Below are 19,397 nucleotides of genomic sequence, written 5' to 3'. Positions count from 1 at the left end.
GATTCATTCCCCACCAGATGTGCGGGAATACGAAAGCCAGATTAGCGTGGCGCGGAAGATTCGGAGTCGGCCTCAGAGGCCCCGCGCGAAGGTGCCACATCTGCCACCGTAGCCGCCTCGGCATCGGCCCTCGCCAATGCCGCGCGCTCGTTGCGGTCTGCCCGCACCACAGCGCGCATCGCGAACCAGAAAACGAGCCCTACGCCAATGGATGGAATGATGCCGATCGCGACGGCCTGCCACGTAGGCATTAGTCCTCGCTCGGCTTCACGAGCGGGAAGGTGATGGTCTCGCGAATGCCGAGCCCCGTCATGGCCATCAGCAGCCGGTCCATGCCCATTCCCATTCCACCGGCAGGAGGCATCGCATACTCCATGGCCGTCAAGAAGTCCTCGTCGAGCTTCATCGCCTCATCATCGCCTAGCGCGGCCATGCGCGCCTGCTGCTCAAAGCGCTCACGCTGAATGACCGGGTCCACCAGTTCCGAGTAAGCGGTCGCCAACTCGAAGCCGCGCACATACAGGTCCCATTTCTCGACAATGCCGTCCTGGCTGCGGTGATCGCGCGTCAACGGGCTGGTCTCTACGGGAAAGTCGCGTACGAAGGTGGGCGCCGTCAAGGCATCCCCGACGAAGTGCTCCCACAGCTCCTCGACAAGCTTGCCGTGATTGGCCCGCTTGGGATCAACCGAGACTTCCGCCTTGTCGCACCACGCCAGCAACTGCTCAACGGAGGTCGCCGGCGTGACTTCCTCGCCCATGGCCTCCGAAAGCGAGCCGTACATCGTGAGCTCGTCCCACTGCCCGCCAAGGTCGTACTCTTCGCCGTCAGCCAGCGTGACCGTGGTGGAACCAAAGACGTCCGTCGCGGCCCCCTGGATCAGGTCGCGCGTGAGTGCAGCCATGGTGTTGTAATCGCCGTAAGCCTCGTACGCCTCGAGCATCGAAAACTCCGGCGAGTGCGAGGAGTCCGCGCCCTCGTTGCGGAAATTGCGATTGATCTCGAAGACCTTTTCGATCCCGCCCACGACTGCGCGCTTCAAGAACAGTTCGGGCGCAATACGCATGTACAAATCGATGTCATATGCGTTCATGTGGGTCACGAACGGGCGGGCCGCCGCGCCTCCATGCTGGGTCTGCAACATGGGGGTCTCGATCTCAATAAATCCGCGCCCGTGTAGCGATTCACGCAGCGAACGCATGACGTGCGCGCGGTGGCGCACGGTGTCGCGCGCCAACGGCCGCGAAATGAGGTCGACGTAGCGCTGACGCACTCGCGATTCTTCAGACAGTTCCTTGTGCAATACCGGCAGCGGTCGCAACGCCTTCGCGGCAATCTCCCACTCGGAGGCAAACACGGACACCTCGCCGCGACGCGACTTGATGGCCCGGCCCTTGGCGAAGAGGTGATCGCCCAAGTCGACATCAGCCTTGAACGCCGCGAGGGAGTCCTCACCAACCTCAGCGAGCGACAACATCACCTGCAAGCGCTCACCCGCGCCGTCCTGGACGGCCGCGAAGCACAGTTTGCCGGTGTTGCGAATGAACACGACACGGCCGGCGACACCGACCACGTCATCTGTCTCCTCGCCCGTCTCAAGGCGGTCGTACTCCGCCTTGACGTCGGCAATCTCATGAGTACGCGGGACGGACACCGGGTAGGCCTGGCCACCCTGCGCAATGAGGCGGTCGCGCTTCTCGCGGCGCACGCGCATCTGCTCGGGGAGGTCCTGTTCGGGCGTGGGAGTCTCGTCAGTCACGCCTTCTAGGTTACCGGCGCGCATGGCGGGCGTGCGTCAGCGGGTCAAGCGTCGAGGTCGAGCGCCAGATCGATGATGGGACTCGAGTGCGTCAGTGCGCCCACGGACATGTAATCCACGCCCGTCAGGGCTACGTCCCGAACGTTGTCGAGGGTGAGGCCGCCTGTGGCCTCGAGGCGCACGCGGCCAAGGTCGGCCTCCCGCGCGCGGATTGCGGCCACGAGCGGCGCCATCTCCACCGGTGGCATGTTGTCGATCATCAGGAAGCGGGCCCCGGCATCAATCGCCTCCCACGCCTGCTCGGGCGTCTCCACCTCAACCTGCACCGGCACGTCGGGGTAACGAGAAGCGATGGCTGCGATGGCCCCACTCACCGTCCCAGCTGCCGCGATGTGGTTGTCCTTCACCATCGCGCAGTCATAGAGCCCCACGCGCTTGTTGACTCCCCCACCGCACCGCACCGCGTACTTCTCCAGTTCGCGTAGACCAGGGGTGGTCTTGCGCGTATCGAGCACCGCAGCCCCTGTCCCCTCCAAGGCGTCTGCCCACCGGCGCGTATGAGTAGCGATGCCACACGCCCGCGACAAGAAATTCAGCATGGTGCGCTCGGCGATCAGCACCACGTGCCCCGCACCCTCAATCGACGCCACCGTGGCACCACCCTGGAGGCGGTCACCATCCGCGACGGCGACGTCGACGCGCGGCCGGCGCAGGCCCAATCGGTCAGCCACCTGGGCCAGGGTCTCCGCGATGACCGGCACTCCCGCCGCCACACCCGGCTCCCGCATCACGATGCGGCCCGCTACCCACGAGTCCGCCCCAATGGTCGACTGCGTGGTGACATCGCGGCCAGGCTCCGCGCCCAGGTCCTCGTCTAAGGCTTGCGCGACGGCGCCGGCAAGCCACGAGGCGGACAGTGGGCGGTCTTGCGGCAGGTCCTCAGGATGCATCACGGCCACCAGCGTACGGCTAGCGCGCTGCCAAGGTCTCCCTATCCCACGTCCAGCGGCGCATGGAGCAGTGCCAGCGTGCCATCGGCGTCCAGGTGCGCGGCCACGCGGACCCTCCACCGGGCATCGTCCCTATCAGGGAAGTCGTCACGAACGTGACCACCGCGCGTCTCTCGACGCTCCAGCGCGGTCGCCACCAACGCCGAGCCACAGGCCAGCACATTCGAGGTCTCCCACTCCGCGATTTGCGGCTCGCCGGACAGCGCGCCTTCGCGGTGGTACCGCTGGCGAATCCGGGCGAGCCGGTCCGCGGCTCGGGTCAGTCCCTCGGCGTCGCGGATGGGGCCCGCGCCTTGTTGCACGGCCTTTTGCACCTGCGGGCGCATGGTCGCGGGAAGCAAAGCGGTGGGCCCGGGCCGGTCAACCGGCTCGTGCTGGCGCACCGTTCCTTCTGCCACCGTCGCCGCGGCATCGGCAGCCGCCCGGTGCGCGAACACGAGACCTTCCAAGAGCGAGTTCGACGCCAGCCTGTTCGCGCCGTGAACCCCCGTGCACGCGGCCTCGCCCACCGCGTACAGGCCCGCCTGTGTGGAGCGGCCGCGCAGGTCCGTCAGGATTCCCCCCGAGTGATAGTGCTGCGCCGGCGCGACGGGAATGAGGTCGTGCGCCATATCGACACCTTGCTCGGCAAGCCGCTCCCAGATGGTGGGGAACCGCTCACGCAGGAACGCCCCTCCCAGGTGGCGGCAGTCCAGGAAGGCGCTCTCGGAATCCTCTTCCTCCATCATCGCGACAATGCCGCGGCTGACGACGTCGCGCGGTGCCAGCTCTGCCATCTCGTGACGGTCGACCATAAAGCGTTTGCCATCGGCATTGAGAAGGTACGCGCCCTCGCCGCGCACGGCCTCCGAGATGAGCGTCTGCTGCCCGCGAGCCGCGGCCCCCTGCCACAGGACAGTGGGGTGGAACTGGACAAACTCGAGGTCAGCGACGGCCGCACCCGCCCGCAGGGCCGCCGCGAGGCCATCCCCGGTGGCGGAGGTCGGGTTCGTGGAGGAGCGGAACACCTGGCCAATGCCGCCGGTGGCCATGATCACCGATTTCGCCAAGGCCGCGCCGACGCCGTCGCGCGAACCCTCGCCGATGATGTGCAGGGTGACGCCGCAGACGGGTCCTGGCCGCCCGTTGGAGTCGGGCGCCGCGGTGAGCAGGTCGACCACCATGGCGTGCTCGATGACTTCAATGCCGGGATCGTTGCGGACGGCCTCCAGCTGCGCGATGAGCGCGCGGGAAATCTCCGCGCCGGTCGCATCGCCACCCGCATGCGCGATGCGGTCGCGGTGATGCCCGCCCTCCCGAGTGAGCGTGATGCCGCCGTCGGGCCCGGTATCAAAGTTCGCGCCGCGGGCCACCAAGTCGCGCACGCGGTCGGGCCCTTCGTCCACGAGAATGCGCACGGACTCCTCGGAACACAGTCCCACCCCGGCGGTCAGGGTGTCAGCGAAGTGCTCGTCCGGGGTGTCCTCTGGGTCGAGCGCCGCTGCGATTCCACCTTGGGCCCACACGGTCGAGCCGGAACTCAGGATGCCCTTGGTCACCACCAGAACGTGGTCGACCTTGGATCGCAGTTCCAAGGCTGCGGTCAGCCCGGCGATTCCCGACCCCACGACAATGACGTCAGCGGAGATGGTCCAGCCGGGCTCGGGAGCAGCCAGGCGGCGAACAAACGAGGTCATGCGAACAACCTAGCGGCCCCGCTCCGGGACACAGGTCCCCTAGGACTTGAAGGCGTCCCATCCCTTGTCGTGGAAATCGTGCACCGGCACGCCCGAACGCTCGAGGCCGTAGCCGTCCGGCACCGAGCCCGGATCGTCACACTCCTGCAGGATCCGGTTCTCGCCGTCCACGAACACCACGTGAGGCTCGAAGGCACGGGCCTCCTCGTCGGCGAGCATTCCGTAGCCGATGATGATGACGAGGTCCCCCGGGTTCACGAGGTGCGCCGCGGCGCCGTTGATGCAGATCTGGCCGCTCCCGGGCTCACCGGGAATTGCGTAGGTCGTGAGGCGGGCCCCATTGGTGACATCCACGACGTCAACCTGCTGCCCGGGCAGCAGGTCGGCGCGCTCCATCAGCGTCGCATCGATCGTGATGGAGCCCACGTAGTGCAGGTCCGCTTGGGTCACGGTGGCCCGGTGGATCTTCGAGATCATCATGGGCCGCTGTAGGGAAGTCACGGCAGTTCTCCTTCCGCGGCATCGGGAGGGCCGATGCGCGTGGTGACGTTGTCGATGAGTCGCGTGCGTCCCACTCGGGCCGCGACGGCGATCACCACGTCTCCACGGTAGTCGCCTTGGACCTCGGTCGCGTCTGCGGGGTCCAGCGCTGAATAGTAATCGAGCACCACCCCCTCAGCAGCATCGAGGATCGCGCGGCCGGCGAACACGGCGTCGTCGAGGGCCGCACCGCGGTGCGCCGCGCTTTGCGACGCCGCCAGGGCGCGCGACAGGGCGAGCGCCTGAGTGCGTTCGGCGTCCGACAGGAAAACGTTGCGCGACGAGCGCGCCAGTCCGTCGTCATCGCGCACCGTGGCGGCCGTCGCGATCTCGACCGGGAAATTAAGGTCGCGCACTAGCGCCCGCACCGCAATCACCTGCTGCGCGTCCTTGGCGCCAAACACGGCGACATCTGGCTGCGTCAGGTGCAGCAGCTTCGCCACGACCGTCACGACGCCGTCAAAGTGCCCCGGGCGTGCTGCGCCCTCGAGCACCCGGCCGATCACCCCGGCACTCACGGACACCGTCGGTTCCCCCGCCGGGTACATCGTGTGATCCGCGGGCGCGAACACCGCTTCCACCCCGAGCGGCTCGAGCAAGGCACAGTCCGCCTCAAGGGTGCGGGGATAGCGGTCGTAGTCGGCGCGCTCGTCGAACTGCAGCGGATTGACGTAGACCGTCACGATGACCTGGTCCGCCACCTCGCGCGCGCGCCGCACGAGCGCGAGGTGCCCCTCATGCAGCGCGCCCATGGTCATCACCACCGCACGGCGGGTGCCGCGGTCAATGGCGGCGAGCTCGGCAAGTGTGTGTGCAATGATCACGGGTCGACTCCCAGGGTCGCGATGATGTCCGCATAGGCGGCTGGGCCGATGCGCCCGCCGTGCAACGCGAGGTCTGCGGTGGCGCGCGCCATGGCGCGGTAGGCGTGCAGAGCCTCGGGCTGGTCGATCAAGGTAGCCAAGTGCGCCGCAACGGTGCCGGCGTCTCCGCGCACCACGGGACCGGTCAGGGTGCTCACGGCACCGGGTGCGTCGCCGAGCGCGCCGTCAACTGAAGCGTGCACGAGCGGCCCCAAGACGCGATCCGGCCGCTCCACACCGATGCGTGCGAGAAGACCGGCGGCCTGGCTTACGGCGGTCACCACATGGTTTGCCCCATGAACCAATGCCGCGTGGTACGCGGCCCGGTCCGCGTCGTCGATCACGATCGGTTCACCGCCCATCTCCACCGCAAGGGCCTGCGCGATGGGCAACAGCGGCGCGGCCGCGCTCACCGCGAACGCTGCTCCCGTCATGCGGGTGAGGTCAAGGGACGTGCCGGTGAACGTCATCGCCGGATGAATCGCCAGCGGCATTGCCCCCTTGGACGCCGCATCTGCGAGCGCCTCCGTTCCCCACCGTCCCGACGCGTGAATGACGATCTGGCCGGGACGCCACGCCCCTAGTGAAGCGAGCCCCGCCGTCACCGCTGCAATCGAATCATCCGGCACCGTCATGAGTACCAAGTCCGCCGCCTGGGCCACCTCCTGTGGGTCCATGACGGGAACACCAGGCAGGAGCGCATCAATGCGAGACAGCGACTCCTCGGAAACCCCCGTGGCACCCACGATGTCGTGTTCCGCAGCCCGGAGCGCGGCCCCGAGCACCGCCCCCACGCGACCGGCTCCAATGACCCCGACCTTGAGGCGGCCCGGCCTACTCATGCGTGGCCTCTCGTAACCCAACCGCCGTCATCCACTGTTCGGGCGTCTGCCGCTTGCGCCCCTCTGCCGCCCGCTGGGCCTGGCTCGCCAACAGCGCCTCGGCATCGGCCCTATCGAGGTGCCGCGCCACGGGTTTCACGGGCCCGTTGGTGGAATGCACGGTGACGTCCGCCACCCCGCGAACGCGTTGCAAAGGCCCCTGAGTCATGGCGAGCGACTGGGTGCGCTCGTGAGGCACGACGAATACGTCGCGCACAAGCCAGCCACGCCGGATGAGCAGCGCCCGGTCAGTCGCGCGCACGCCGCGGTGTCGCCACTGCCATGGGTCGAACAGCCGTGCCCGCGTGGTCGCGGGCGTGAAGCCACCGTCCGCGCCCGTCCCCGAGAGCGCCCGCGAGACCGTGCCTGCAGGGTCGGGGTCGCCAAGATCGGGGAGCACAAGCCATAGCGCAGTGAGCGCCTCTTGACGGGAACCCACGGGAAGCAACGTCGACACGGCCTCTTGGTCATCCTGGTAGCCCGCGACATTAATGGACACGCGCCACCAGTCATGCTTGCGCCATAACAAGGACTGGCGCAGCTGAACGGCCTGCACACGCCCGGGCGGCACCGTCTGACGGCGGGTCTCCAGCATCCCGTGCCGCAGGCGAATCCCATCCTCCGACAACGCGGCAATAAATCCGAAACCGCGCGACAACTCGTTCCAGAAGAAGCCAAAGAGCGCAAAGGCCGCTGGCACGACCGTAAACAAACTGGCGCCGGCGGCGCTGAGGATGCGACCGACGTCCAGGTTCAAAGCAAAGACCGCGACGCCCGCCAGGACAGGGATCGCAAGGATCCACAGGAACGGCCACGACAGCACGATCGACATCAGGAGCCGATTGAGCGGTACGCGGTAAATCTCCTGCTCCGGTGCCGCGGCAGTCTCCGAGTACCCCGCGGGCTGCGATATCAGGTCACGCAACGAGCCGTCCGCGACGTGCCCCGCCCCAGCATCGGCCCCCTGCGCTGTGCTGGCCTCCTCCACGATCGCATCGACGGTGGCTTCCCTGCCTTCCGCCTTCGCACGCTTGACCCCTGCAGCGAGCGCAAGTAACTCATTGCGCAGCGCCTCCGCATCCCCCAGCCGCACAAACTCGAGGCTCACGCCCGAGTTCTCGCCGCCGGCCACCTCAATCTTGAGAGCTGCGAACCCGAAGATGCGCGCCAGCAGCGGTTGCACCACATCAACCGCCTGCACCCTGTCGAGGCGGGCCTGCTTGTGCTGCTTAAACACCATCCCCTTGCGCTGCTCGATCGCCTCGTCGGACAGTCGGTACTGGTTGACGCGCCATTGGAGAAACCCCAGCCCTATCGAGGCGCCCACGATGAGCGCCACCGCCGCGACCACCCAGCCAAGAGAGCCCATGAGCCAATGCGCACTCGCCTGCAACTCGGGGTCCACCCCGGTCCACTGTGGCGCGTAGTTATACAACGCGATGGATCCGATGACACCAAAGACGGCCCAGCCGCCCAGGAGGGGCGAGACGGGGTGCAGGCGCGTCCACTCGCGGGGCGCCCGGTACACCGCGGGGACCTGCGGCGCGGTCACAGGCCCGCCAGTTGGGCCTCGCCGCGGGAGGCGAGGCGGTCGCGCAAGCGCTCGGCTTCCGCCGTGGGGACCCCAGCGATCTGGGCATCCGAGCCAGGCGACGCCGTGTGCAACTGCACCTTCGCGATCCCGAACGCGCGATCAATGGGGCCGGACTCGACTTCGACGTACTGCATACGGCCGTACGGCACCACTGTCACCGTACGCCACATGCGCCCACGCTTGATGATGAGGTCGTCCTCGCGCTCAATCCACGCGTGCGCCGTCACCTGCCGGAACACCAGCCACGTTCCCCACAGGCCAATCACCGCCAACGCGATGAGCCCGGCAAAGACCCAGCGGCTTGTCAACGAACCCACCACCGACACGATGATCGCTGGGACCGCGACCCATATCCACAACGTAATGAGGCGGGCGGGAATGAGGGTGCGGGACACGTACGTCCACGCGGCGTCGTCAGAGGGTTCCCACGTCATGGGAACAGTCTGCCAGGTGACCTGTGCGCGGTCGTCTGCGTCGCGCTTCTACGCAGGCGAAGCCTCACCGCGGTCCTCGTCGTCGTCACTGTGACGGCACCAGTGTTCCGCGATGAGGCCAGCGACCACCATCGTGGCGGCCGCAGCAAGCGCGATGAGCGCGGAGATGATCACCTCACGGCGAGGTCCGTGCGACCACCCATCCAACAGGCCAAGCGCGTAGCCTCCGTAGGCCCCCATCAAGATCGCGCCCACGTATCCCGTGGCCTGCGCGAAGACGGCGGTCCGTGCGGCGCGCAAGGGCGACAGGTTGGGACGTTTGCCCTTGAGGAAGGACCGCACCTGCCACCCGAACACCAACGCGCAGCCCGCCACGACGAGCGAGATGAGCCACGCGGACCACGGCACGTGGGGCGGGGTGGCGCCAGACTGGTCCATCGTGCGCACCAGGAGCCACACCAGCGTGAGCGAGACGAGCCCCACGATGGTGAGGCGCTGCCACGTCAGGGTGGACATCACAGTGCCTTACGGGCTAGGTGGGGTCTGCGGCGCCGAGGGGCGGGGCCACCGGTCATCCACCAGCGCGACGCCGTCGGTGCCGACACCACGTGCGAGATCGGCAATGGCGCCGTGCTGCGCGAGCTGCGCGTCTGGCTCCATCGACGACCACGGCAGCAACACGAAGGCGCGCTGGTGCGCACGCGGGTGCGGCAGGGTGAGGTCTGCGGAGTCCGCTTGGATGCCGTCGTAGTCCACGATGTCGAGATCGACGGTGCGGTTGCCAGAGGCATCGGAGCGGTCGCGTCCGTGCACCAACTCGATCCCCTGGCACGCCGCCAGGAGTTCCCTCGGTGCAAGCGCGGTGTGGATGCGGACCACCGCGTTGAGGTACTCGGGCTGATCTTTGCCTCCCTCAGGCTGCGAACGTACCAAGGGGGACGCGGCGCGCACCTCAATGCCGTTCACACGGTGGAGATCGGACACGGCTTGACGCAGGGTGGGCTCGACGTCGCCGAGGTTGCCGCCGAGCGCAATGAGGGCAGGGACGGGCTGCGCGGGCCGCTGGTCCAACACATCCCTGACAGGGCCGGCGCCCGTGTCAAAAGGGTCGTCAGACGCTCCCGCCGACGAGCCAATGCGCTTGTCTGCCCACAGACCGCCGTCGCGAAGGTCGCGGCGAATCTGCACCGACACGTCCTGGAACTCCACGTGCAACGGCGCCTGAGGCTTGTGCACCGTGACGTCCACACACTGCACACCGTCGAACTCCAGCGCGGCGCGCGCGATGCGCTCGGCGACAGCCTCCAGCAACTGGATGGGCTCGCCAGCCAGCACGTCTGCCGTACGGTCCGCGAGGTCCGAGTAGTTCACGGTGCGCGCGAGGTCATCACCGGCGCCAGCGGCGCGGGTATTGACGTGCGCGACGACATCAGCGAAGAAGAGCTGGCCGGTCTCACGTTCCGCGTCGAAGACACCGTGGTGCCCCGTGACGCGGATCCCCTTGACCGCTACCTGATCCAATTCGATGCCGTCTTTGACGTACGGACGCGTGTGCACTGTCATGCCCCTGAGTCTTGCGCCTTCGCGGCGTTCTGCCAAGTAGACACGACCGCGATTGCGTCGTGAGCGGCCCTCGCGTTGTGGACACGCACCCCCCATACCCCTGCGCGCGCGCACAAGGTGGTGATCGCGGTGGTGGCGTGCTCGCGTTCAAGCGGCGCAGGCGGTGGAGCAGGCAAGTCTTCGCCAAAGCGCTCAATCTCGTCAGGCTGGATCGCGGCCGCCAGAAAGCGTTTGCGCGAGGCCCCGATCAACACTCGGGCGTCGCCCGCCCAGCCAGCGATGTCAGCGAGGAGCGGCCAATTGCTTTCCGCGACCTTGGAAAACCCCAGGCCAGGGTCAAGAATGATGCGCTCGGTGCTCACGCCGGCGGCCTGCAAGACATCGACGCGGGACGCGAGTTCGTCACGGACCTCCGCGACCACATCGTGGTAGCGGTCCAGCGCGTCCATGCGGGTTGAGTGAGCACGCCAGTGCATGGCGACGTAGTCGCAGTCGAGGTCAGCCACCACGTGGGGCATGAGGGGGTCCGCGAGCCCGCCGGAGACGTCGTTCACAATGGCCGCTCCGGCCTCCACCGCTGCTTTCGCCGTCTCCGCGCGCATGGTGTCCACCGACACGGCGAGGCCCTCCTGCGCGAGCGCAGCAACGACGGGCAGCACGCGCGCTTGCTCTTCCTCGATGCTCACTCGGTCCGCGCCAGGGCGAGTCGACTCCCCACCCACGTCAATCACCCGCGCGCCGTCCCGAGCGAGGTCGAGACCCTGGGCCACCGCGGCATCGGTCGTGTTCCACCGCCCCCCGTCGCTGAAGGAGTCAGGGGTGACGTTGAGGATGCCCATGACGAGCGTCACGATGGCCTACTTTCCGACGATGAGGCTCATCGCCTCCGCACGGGTCGCAGCGTCGCGCATGATCCCCCGCACAGCGGACGTCACGGTACGCGAGCCAGGCTTGCGGACCCCGCGCATCGACATGCATAGGTGCTCTGCCTCAACCACGACGATCACGCCGCGCGCGCCGATGTGCTTCACGAGCGCGTCCGCGACCTGGGTCGTCAGGCGTTCCTGGACCTGCGGCCGGCGGGCGTACATGTCTACCAAGCGAGCCAACTTGCTCAATCCAGTAATGCGGCCGTCCTCGCCCGGGATGTACGCCACGTGCGCTACCCCGTGGAAGGGCACCAGGTGGTGCTCGCACATCGAGTACACCTCGATGTCCTTGACGAGGATCATTTCCTCGTGCCCCAACTCGAAGACCGTGCTCAAGATGTCAGCGGCGTCCAACTGGAGGCCACCAAAGAACTCCTCATAGGCGCGCGCCACTCGCGCAGGGGTGTCCTTCAAACCGTCACGATCGGGGTCCTCCCCGATCGCGAGCAACAATTCACGGACCGCGTTGCGGGCACGGTCGTGGTTCACCCCGTGCGCGGAAGAGACGACGGGCTCCGCGTCCACCGGCTCGTGACCGCTGTCGAAAGTTCCGCCCGTCACTTCGAGGCACCCTCGCCGTCAGCGTCAGGGGCCTCATGTCCGTCCCGACCTGCGGCACGCGATCCGGGGCCATCCGGCGCCACGACGGCATCCGGCGCGACGTCAACCGGCACGTCCTCGGTCCCGATCGTGTCCTTGGGCTCTTCCTTGGGCGGCACCGGTGCAGCGACCGGCTTCTTGCGAGGAGCGGACTTGGGGGCCCACTCGCCGGAGACCCAGTGCTTGCGCTTGGGCGCCTTCTTCACGTTGGCGAAGATCTCCGCCAACTCCGTCTCATTGAGCGTCTCCTTGTCGAGGAGCTCCTGCGCCAGGGTGTCGAGCAACGCCCGGTTGTTTTGCAGTGCCTTGGTCGCCTCTTGCATGGCGTTGTCCATCAGGGTACGGACCTCGGCGTCGATGACGGCAGCGGTCACGTCCGAGTAATCGCGGCTATGGCCCATGTCGCGGCCCATAAACACCTCGCCCGAGCCCGAGGCAAGGCGCACGGAACCCACGTCCGTCGACATGCCGTACTCGGTGACCATCTGGCGCGCGGTCTCCGTCGCCTGCTGGATGTCGTTGCTTGCGCCGGTGGAGGGGTCTCCGAACACCAGCTCCTCAGCGATACGCCCGCCCATCGCGTAGGCGAGGTTGTCGAGCAACTGGTTGCGCGTCTTGGAGTAGCGGTCCTCCTGTGGCATCACCATCGTGTACCCGAGTGCACGTCCGCGCGGCAGGATCGTCACCTTGGTGACCGGGTCGGTGAAGTTCATCGCGGCTGCCACGAGCGCGTGGCCACCCTCGTGGTAGGCGGTGACCACCTTGTCGTGATCGTTCATGACCCGCGTGCGCTTTTGTGGGCCAGCGATGACGCGGTCAATCGCCTCATCAAGCTCGTGGGGCCCGATCAGTTGAGCATCGCGACGTGCCGTCAGCAATGCCGCCTCGTTGAGGACGTTCGCGAGGTCGGCACCAGTGAAGCCGGGCGTACGGCGCGCGATCATGTCGAGGTCGACGTCTGGCGCCATCGGCTTGCCCTTGGCGTGAACCTCGAGCACCTTGCGGCGGCCCTTGAGGTCGGGGCCGTCCACGCCCACCTGGCGGTCGAAGCGTCCCGGACGCAGCAGCGCGGGGTCGAGGATGTCAGGGCGGTTCGTGGCCGCGATGATGATGACGTTGGTGGTGCCGCCAAAGCCGTCCATCTCCACCAGCATCTGGTTCAGCGTCTGCTCGCGCTCGTCGTGTCCGCCGCCCATACCGGCGCCGCGGTGACGACCCACGGCGTCGATCTCGTCCACGAAGATGATCGCGGGCGCGTTCTTCTTGGCCTGTTCAAAGAGGTCGCGGACACGGCTGGCGCCCACACCGACAAACATTTCCACGAAGTCGGAACCGGAGATGTGGAAGAACGGCACGCCTGCCTCGCCTGCGACCGCGCGGGCAAGCAGGGTCTTACCTGTGCCGGGAGGGCCGTACAGCAACACGCCCTTGGGGATCTTCGCGCCGACTGACTGGAACTTCTCGGGGTTCTCGAGGAACTCCTGAATCTCTCGCAGCTCGTCGACGGCTTCCTCCACGCCTGCGACATCGTCGAACTTCACCGTCGGGGTGTCCGGCGTCACCATCGATGCCTTGGACTTGCCAAACTGCATGATCTTGCCGCCGCCGCCCTGCATGGACGACATCAGGAACCAGAACAGTCCCACGAGCAACAGGATGGGCAAGAAGGTGAAGAGAAGGGTGCTCCAAATGGAGGTCTGCGGAACCTCGGAGTTGTAGCCCTGGGGCGGGTCAGCGGCGGTGATCGCATCGACGACCGCTTCTCCCTGTGGCCCCACATAGAAGAACTCCACGCGCGCCGGGTAATCGGCCCACTCCTTGGGGGCGTCCTCTGGCAACTCGTCGACCCAGCTCTCGCTGAGGACCAGTTCCACACGTTGATCGCCGTCGACGATCTTCGCCTGGTCAACCAGGCCCGTGTCGAGGACCGCGAGGCCCTGCGAGGTGTCGATGCGCTCCACGCTCGGGGCGAAGAGGCCAGAGATCAGCCATCCCAAAAGGACCGCAAGCAGGACCAGAGGGATGATTCGGCGCAGACTGAAGGCATTCTTCATGGTGGTGAGAAGCCTACGCGAGTGTGGCGCGGGCCTGGAGACGTTTCGCTGAGGGCGTTCGCGTACGAGGGCGCATCACCAGGCCAGTTGCCGCGCTAGTGCGGGCCCGGCTGCGATTCACGCCATTGGGCTAGCCGCCGTAGACCTCGGGCTTGAGGATCGCGACGAACGGCAACGTCCGGTACTTCTCCGCATAGTCGAGGCCGTAGCCGACCACGAAGTCGGAGGGAATGTCGAAGCCCACGTACTGAACATCGATGTCCACCTGCACGGCCTCCGGCTTACGCAGCAACGCCGCCACCTCAACCGAGTTGGCGCCGCGCGAACGCAGGTTGTTCAACAGCCAGTGCAGCGTGATGCCGGAGTCGATGATGTCCTCGACGATCAGCACATCACGCCCTGTGAGGTCAGTGTCGAGGTCCTTAAGGATCCGCACTACGCCGGAGGACTTGGTGCCGGAACCGTAGGAGGACACCGCCATCCAGTCCATCTGGAACGACGGCGGGAGGCGCCGCGCGAGGTCAGCCATCACCATCACTGCACCTTTGAGCACGCCAACGAGCAGGACGTCCTTGCCCGCGTAGTCGGTACGGATCTGCTCCGCGATGTCGTCAAGCTTGCGCGAGATGTCGTTCTCGCTAACGATCACCTTGGTGAAGTCATCCATATCGAACTGGGCATCCACTGGGCTTCCTCCAGGTGTGACGGGGGCCGATGCCGTTATGGGCGGCCGTGAGAACGTTGCGTCGGGTGCGAGATCACAAGCCTGCCATATTCACGGCGGGCCTCGTAGCCTCCCGGCAGCGAGACTGCCCCTTGGCCGCGGTAGCCAATCACGAGCTGATCGATCGCGCCCACGTGCGCGGCGGTGAGGGGCCCCACCCCACGGCTCTCCGCCATCATCTTGATCATCCTGGAGCGGATCGCGTCAGGTAGCGCCGCGAGGGAGTCGCACGTCCACTGCTCACCGCCACCGGGCGCGGTGCCCATGGCGGAGCGAGTTTGGCGGTCGAGCTCGTCGGCATCGGCCTGCAGAAGTGCCGCGGACCGCGCCAACCCCGAGACCACGCCCGGGCCGAGCACCTCAACGAGAGCAGGCATCACCTGCGTGCGCAGCGCGGAGCGACGCGGACCGTCGGACACGGTGTTGGTGGGGTCATGCCACGGATCGAGACCAAGGGCCTGGCAGGCCGCCAACGTGTCCTTGCGCCGCAGCGACAAGAACGGTCGCACAATGCGGCCTCGGCGGGCGGGGATGCCCGACAACGCACGCGCGCCTGAGCCGCGGGCCAGCGCCAGGAGCACCGTCTCGGCTTGGTCGTCCATGGTGTGGCCGGTCAAGAGTTGGGGATTGAGCCCGCCCTCGGCATCGATCCGCTCGTTGAGCGCTTGATAGCGGGCGTTGCGGGCGGCTGATTCGAGGCCCCCTTCACGGCCCACCGTGACCCGCTCCACGAACACGGTGTGCACGCCGGCGCGGCGCACCTGCGCGGCGGCACGTTCAGCCACGAGCGCGGAGTCTGGCTGGAGGCCGTGGTCCACGATGATCGCGCCCGTGAGGTACCCGTCCTTGCGTCCCGCGTAGCCGGCCGCCGCCGCGAGCGCGAGCGAGTCGGGGCCACCGGAACAGGCCACCCAGATGCGGGTGCCGATGTCGCAGATGTCCAGCGCTTCACGCACGGCATTACGTACGGCGGCGACGGAGGGGTGCGGCCCCGTCATGCTTCGCCCCGCGCCGCGGGCGCCGCCTCAACCTTCACAGCCACATTGTGCCAAAGCAGTGACGAACTCGTCCAAAGCAGCCTTGGGGCGTTCCTGCCCGTAGGGCATGCCGTCGGCGAGGGTCGCGAACGCGAGCCAACGCCCGTCCGCAGTCTGCACCGCGCCAGCCAGGGTCGTGACGCCAGTGAGCGAACCAGTCTTCGCGCGCATTTGGCCCGCAGCGTCGCTGTCCAAGTAGCGGCCGTCGAGCGTGCCTTCCATGGCAGCAATGGGCAGCCAATCGAGCAGGTCAGCCACGTTGTCGCTCGCCACGGCGGCGCGGGTCGCGCTCGTGAGGTGGTGGGGCGAGATCCTGTTGTTCTCGGAGAATCCCGCGCCGTCAAAGAGCTCAAGCCCGGACGTGTCGACCCCCATCGCGGCCAACTCGCCGATCGTGGCCTTCGCGGCGCCCTCGGCGGTCGTGTCTTCGCCCACCTCACGGGCGTGAACGAGGGACACGATCTCCGCGATCGTGTTGTCGGACTCCTGCAGCAGCAACGTCGACACCGCAGACAGCGGCGCGCCGTGCACCACGGCCACTTCTTCGGCGGTGCCCTCCGCACGGGCCCGGGTGACGTCCCCCGCCTCCACGCCGCGCTCGGCGAGGCGGTCCACGAACACGTCCCCTGCAGCCAGGGAAGGGTCTTCGAAGCGCGGCGCGTAGTGCTCGTCCGTCATCCGCGCGACGTCGACGGCAAGCCCCGAGGCCGCCGCGACATAGCCCACATCCAACGCGTACTGCGGCCATTCTGGATTGACCGCCGGCCCCTCGAAAGCGGAGTCGTCGACAGTGACGCGGACGGGACCCGAGGCCAAGGCGTCCACGCCTACCTGCGCCACTGCGACATCGGCCAGGTCCCCCATCCCGGCCCAACCGTTAGGCGAGTCCTCAGCGCCGCCGTGGCCGGCATCGGCCGCCAGCATCATGTCTCCCCCGGCGACCAGCGTCAGCGTGCGCGACGCCTCATCCCACCGGACCGAGGTGCTCATCGCGTAGTCGGGCCCGAGCGCCGACACGGCCGCAACCGAGGTCAGCAACTTGGTCGTGGACGCGGGCACCTGGGGGTCATCCGCGCCCAGGTCAGCGATCACCTCGCCCGTGAGCAGGTCCACGACAGACACGTTCGTGGAGTCGCCGGTGCGGTCGTCATCGCGCAACTCTTGAGCAAGCGCTTGGACGGCCTGCCGGGAGGGCAACGGTGCGGTCTCGGTGACCTCCGTCACAGCCGATGCTCGGGGGGCCTGCACCTCGACGGCGGAGGCCGTGAGGAACGGCGCTGGCTCCACGGGAAGAGGCTGATTGGTGATCCACCCGGGGACCAGGTCGTATGCGTCAGCGACGGCGTATCCGCCGACTCCGGCAATGATCACCGCCGGCACCATAATCCCGGCTGTTACTCTTCCGCGCACACGTGAACCCTTCGACATGGGCCACACTAGTACCCAGCACACTGATCAACGACGCTAGGAATGCTATGGAATTCGACGTCACCATCGAGATCCCCAAGGGCTCGCGGAACAAGTACGAGGTGGACCACCACACGGGGCGCATCATGCTCGACCGCATGCTCTTCACGTCGACTCGTTACCCCGACGACTACGGCTTTATTGACGGCACCCTCGGCGAGGACGGCGACCCGTTGGACGCGTTGGTCCTCCTCGAAGAGCCCACGTTCCCCGGCTGCCAGATCCGTTGCCGCGCACTAGGAATGTTCCGCATGCGCGATGAGGCCGGCGGCGACGACAAGGTGCTGTGCGTGCCTGTGGGCGACCAGCGCCAGACCTGGCGCCGCGAGCTTGACGACGTCTCCGACTTCCACCGCCTTGAGGTGCAGCACTTCTTCGAGGTCTACAAGGACCTTGAGCCGGGCAAGTCCGTTGAAGGTGCGCACTGGGTCTCCCGCGAGGAGGCCGAGCAGGAGATTCAGGAGTCGTTCGAGCGCGCCAAGGGCACGCCGTTCGCTCACATGAACCCGCTGTACCCGCCGCAGCACTAGGGGCGAGCGCCCCTTCCCTCAACGCCAGATGGCACCATTTCGCTGTTATGCATAGCTAAAACAGCGAAATGGTGCCATGTGGCGTGGGGCGGGCGCACCGCTGGGTGGTGGGCGGTCGTTGGAGGCCTACGGGCGGCCGACGTAGGGCATCATGTCGCCCACGGCCCAGTTGTACATCGATCGCGTGCGCGCCGTCTTTCCCGGCACCGTCGCTTCCATGACACGGCCGGAGCCAATGTAGATCGCCACGTGATAGATCGCTGAGGCGTTCTTGCCCGAGCCCCAGAACACGAGGTCGCCCGGTCGAATCTGCGAGTACGGCACATGCGTCACGGCCTGGTACTGCGAGCGCGAGGTGCGGCTAATGTACTCGCCCGCCTGCGACCACGCCATCATCGTGAGTCCGGAGCAGTCGTACCGCGGGCCCACACCGCCCAGCTGGTACATCGCACCAATCTTGGTCTGTGCCCACGCTGCGGCCGATGCACCCTGCGAAGCAGATGAACTCCACGAGCCGCCGGGCTCGGGGTCCTTCGTGGGCTCCGGCGTGCTGGTCTTGGTCGGCTTGGGCTCAGGCTGCGAGGTCTGCGTCTGCGTGGGCTCCGGCTCAGGCGTCCGAGTCTCGGTGGGCTCAGGCTGCGAGGTCTGCGTCTGCGTGGGCTCCGGCTCCGAGGTCTTCGTAGGCTTGGGAGACGATGTCGTGGTTGGCTTGGGGGTCGACGTCGAGTCGGGCTTGGAGCTCGAGGTCGGCTTGGGGGTCGACGTGGAGCCCACCTCGTTTGAGGTCTCTTCCGCGCCAGTCGCCGCCTCCTGCGCCAGCCGCTCCTGCTCGGCCTCGAAGGCCTCCTGTGCTTGGCGCGCGCGCTCAGCTGCGAGGCCGTCCTGGCGTTCCTGCTCCAGCTGCTCCGTGACTCCGCGCATCTGCGCCAACCGAGTGATGGCGGCGGACCTCGCGCTGGCGGCGTCCTGAACGGCTTGGTCGGCGGCAGAGCGCGTGGCTTCGGCATCCTCCGACTTGTCCAGGGCGAGCTGCTCGGCAGCCTCTGCCTTGGCCGCGGCGGCTTCAGCACGCTCGCGCATGGTCTGAGCGACAAGTTCCGCTGCACGAACTTCCTGGACAGTGACGTCCGCCTCGGCGCTTGCGCGATCAATCGCCTCATGGCGTGACACCACGTCGGAGAATCCGTTTGCCTGCGTGATGGCTTCGAGCTCGGTCATGGACCCCGCGTTGCGGTACGACGCCATCGCTGCGCCGGCGAGGCCGCGTCGCGCCAAAGCGAGAGCGGCATCGGCCTCATCTGCGGCCTTTTCAGCGGCAGTCAACTCTTCCTGGGCGGTCGCAGCGTCTTCTTGCGCGACCAAGTAGTCCTCCTGCGCGATCAGCGCGGCTACCTCGGCCTCTGACAGGGCGTCCTCGAGGCTCGCGACTGCGGCGTCAAGTTGAGCGACGGAGGTCGCGGCGTCGTCGGCAGCGGCACGCGCGGCGGCAATCTCGTTTTCGCCGGGGTACTCCGCGGCGATCGCAGACTGGGTGGGGAAGGCGGTGAGCGTGCCGACTGCAAGCGCTGTGGCGAGAACGGGTGCGGCAATGCGCGCGGCCATGCTGCGCGCTAGACGTTCAGAAGCCATCAGACTCACTCTCGTAGCGGGCGTCGCCACCCCAGACTGCACTTGTCACATGTGTCACATGCGACTCATCTGTCAAAGCATAAACATGAGTCACCGGATAGCGCTAC

19 protein-coding genes are annotated in these 19,397 nt (G+C 67.2%); 1 reads left to right on the top strand and 18 read right to left on the bottom strand.

From position 1 onward, the window contains the following. Nucleotides 1–41 precede the first annotated feature (41 nt). The 17 genes from AOP75_RS07455 to dacB all read right to left on the bottom strand — a co-directional run bounded on the left by AOP75_RS07455 (nucleotide 42) and on the right by dacB (nucleotide 17,035). The gene (locus AOP75_RS07455) at nucleotides 42–251 is read right to left on the bottom strand and encodes a hypothetical protein (protein ID WP_062077854.1); all 210 of its coding nucleotides are present in this window, start codon (nucleotides 249–251) and stop codon (nucleotides 42–44) included. Then, complete coding sequence (gene lysS / locus AOP75_RS07450) at nucleotides 251–1,783, bottom strand: lysine--tRNA ligase (RefSeq protein ID WP_062077852.1); 1,533 nt, start codon at nucleotides 1,781–1,783, stop codon at nucleotides 251–253. Before lysS ends, AOP75_RS07455 begins: the two co-directional genes overlap by 1 nt. Before the next feature lie 20 nt (nucleotides 1,784–1,803). Further along, the gene (gene nadC / locus AOP75_RS07445; protein WP_062078504.1) at nucleotides 1,804–2,709 is read right to left on the bottom strand and encodes a carboxylating nicotinate-nucleotide diphosphorylase; all 906 of its coding nucleotides are present in this window, start codon (nucleotides 2,707–2,709) and stop codon (nucleotides 1,804–1,806) included. 41 nt (nucleotides 2,710–2,750) lie between these two features. Next, nucleotides 2,751–4,445 (bottom strand): L-aspartate oxidase, encoded by a 1,695-nt coding sequence (locus AOP75_RS07440; RefSeq protein ID WP_062077850.1) that lies wholly within the window; start codon nucleotides 4,443–4,445, stop codon nucleotides 2,751–2,753. Nucleotides 4,446–4,484: 39 nt separating this feature from the next. After that, nucleotides 4,485–4,946, bottom strand: coding sequence for an aspartate 1-decarboxylase (panD, locus tag AOP75_RS07435; protein WP_236683089.1), 462 nt, complete (start codon nucleotides 4,944–4,946; stop codon nucleotides 4,485–4,487). Further along, on the bottom strand, nucleotides 4,943–5,809 hold the full coding sequence (gene panC / locus AOP75_RS07430; RefSeq protein WP_062077846.1) for a pantoate--beta-alanine ligase: 867 nt from the start codon (nucleotides 5,807–5,809) through the stop codon (nucleotides 4,943–4,945). The genes panD and panC overlap by 4 nt, the downstream gene beginning before the upstream one ends. Continuing rightward, a complete protein-coding gene (locus tag AOP75_RS07425; protein WP_062077844.1) occupies nucleotides 5,806–6,690 on the bottom strand; it encodes a Rossmann-like and DUF2520 domain-containing protein in 885 nt (294 codons plus the stop codon). Before AOP75_RS07425 ends, panC begins: the two co-directional genes overlap by 4 nt. Next, the gene (locus tag AOP75_RS07420; protein WP_062077842.1) at nucleotides 6,683–8,281 is read right to left on the bottom strand and encodes a PH domain-containing protein; all 1,599 of its coding nucleotides are present in this window, start codon (nucleotides 8,279–8,281) and stop codon (nucleotides 6,683–6,685) included. Before AOP75_RS07420 ends, AOP75_RS07425 begins: the two co-directional genes overlap by 8 nt. Next, nucleotides 8,278–8,757: a PH domain-containing protein gene (locus tag AOP75_RS07415; protein ID WP_062077840.1), complete on the bottom strand. Its 480-nt coding sequence runs from the start codon at nucleotides 8,755–8,757 to the stop codon at nucleotides 8,278–8,280. The genes AOP75_RS07420 and AOP75_RS07415 overlap by 4 nt, the downstream gene beginning before the upstream one ends. Before the next feature lie 48 nt (nucleotides 8,758–8,805). Further along, a complete protein-coding gene (locus AOP75_RS07410; RefSeq protein WP_062077838.1) occupies nucleotides 8,806–9,273 on the bottom strand; it encodes a DUF3180 domain-containing protein in 468 nt (155 codons plus the stop codon). A 9-nt stretch (nucleotides 9,274–9,282) separates the two neighbouring features. Further along, entirely contained in the window at nucleotides 9,283–10,320 is a 1,038-nt protein-coding gene (gene folK, locus AOP75_RS07405; protein ID WP_062077836.1) for a 2-amino-4-hydroxy-6-hydroxymethyldihydropteridine diphosphokinase, read from the bottom strand. After that, nucleotides 10,317–11,171 (bottom strand): dihydropteroate synthase, encoded by an 855-nt coding sequence (gene folP, locus AOP75_RS07400; protein WP_236683088.1) that lies wholly within the window; start codon nucleotides 11,169–11,171, stop codon nucleotides 10,317–10,319. The genes folK and folP overlap by 4 nt, the downstream gene beginning before the upstream one ends. A 6-nt stretch (nucleotides 11,172–11,177) precedes the next feature. Then, entirely contained in the window at nucleotides 11,178–11,774 is a 597-nt protein-coding gene (gene folE, locus AOP75_RS07395; RefSeq protein ID WP_062078502.1) for a GTP cyclohydrolase I FolE, read from the bottom strand. Nucleotides 11,775–11,806: 32 nt separating this feature from the next. Beyond that, nucleotides 11,807–13,903, bottom strand: a complete 2,097-nt coding sequence (gene ftsH / locus AOP75_RS07390) for an ATP-dependent zinc metalloprotease FtsH (RefSeq protein WP_083966771.1) — start codon at nucleotides 13,901–13,903, stop codon at nucleotides 11,807–11,809. 130 nt (nucleotides 13,904–14,033) lie between these two features. Beyond that, nucleotides 14,034–14,570 carry a hypoxanthine phosphoribosyltransferase gene (gene hpt / locus AOP75_RS07385; RefSeq protein ID WP_062078498.1) on the bottom strand — a complete coding sequence of 179 codons (537 nt, stop codon included), beginning with the start codon at nucleotides 14,568–14,570 and terminating at the stop codon, nucleotides 14,034–14,036. A 53-nt stretch (nucleotides 14,571–14,623) separates the two neighbouring features. Continuing rightward, the gene (gene tilS, locus AOP75_RS07380; protein WP_062077834.1) at nucleotides 14,624–15,625 is read right to left on the bottom strand and encodes a tRNA lysidine(34) synthetase TilS; all 1,002 of its coding nucleotides are present in this window, start codon (nucleotides 15,623–15,625) and stop codon (nucleotides 14,624–14,626) included. A gap of 27 nt (nucleotides 15,626–15,652) precedes the next feature. Then, a complete protein-coding gene (gene dacB, locus AOP75_RS07375; protein WP_062077832.1) occupies nucleotides 15,653–17,035 on the bottom strand; it encodes a D-alanyl-D-alanine carboxypeptidase/D-alanyl-D-alanine endopeptidase in 1,383 nt (460 codons plus the stop codon). 104 nt (nucleotides 17,036–17,139) lie between these two features. Here dacB and AOP75_RS07370 point away from each other — a divergent pair, with 104 nt between their 5' ends. Next, nucleotides 17,140–17,661, top strand: coding sequence for an inorganic diphosphatase (locus AOP75_RS07370; RefSeq protein WP_062077830.1), 522 nt, complete (start codon nucleotides 17,140–17,142; stop codon nucleotides 17,659–17,661). 126 nt (nucleotides 17,662–17,787) lie between these two features. On the opposite strand, the gene AOP75_RS07365 is transcribed toward AOP75_RS07370, so the two are convergent. Then, complete coding sequence (locus AOP75_RS07365) at nucleotides 17,788–19,290, bottom strand: NlpC/P60 family protein (RefSeq protein WP_083966769.1); 1,503 nt, start codon at nucleotides 19,288–19,290, stop codon at nucleotides 17,788–17,790. Nucleotides 19,291–19,397 lie beyond the last annotated feature (107 nt).

Source organism: Demequina globuliformis (assembly GCF_000975155.1).
In the GTDB taxonomy this organism is placed as follows: Bacteria; Actinomycetota; Actinomycetes; order Actinomycetales; family Demequinaceae; genus Demequina; species Demequina globuliformis.
The sequence above is the reverse complement of the archived record's forward strand: the minus strand, read 5'-3'. Positions and strand labels throughout refer to the sequence as shown.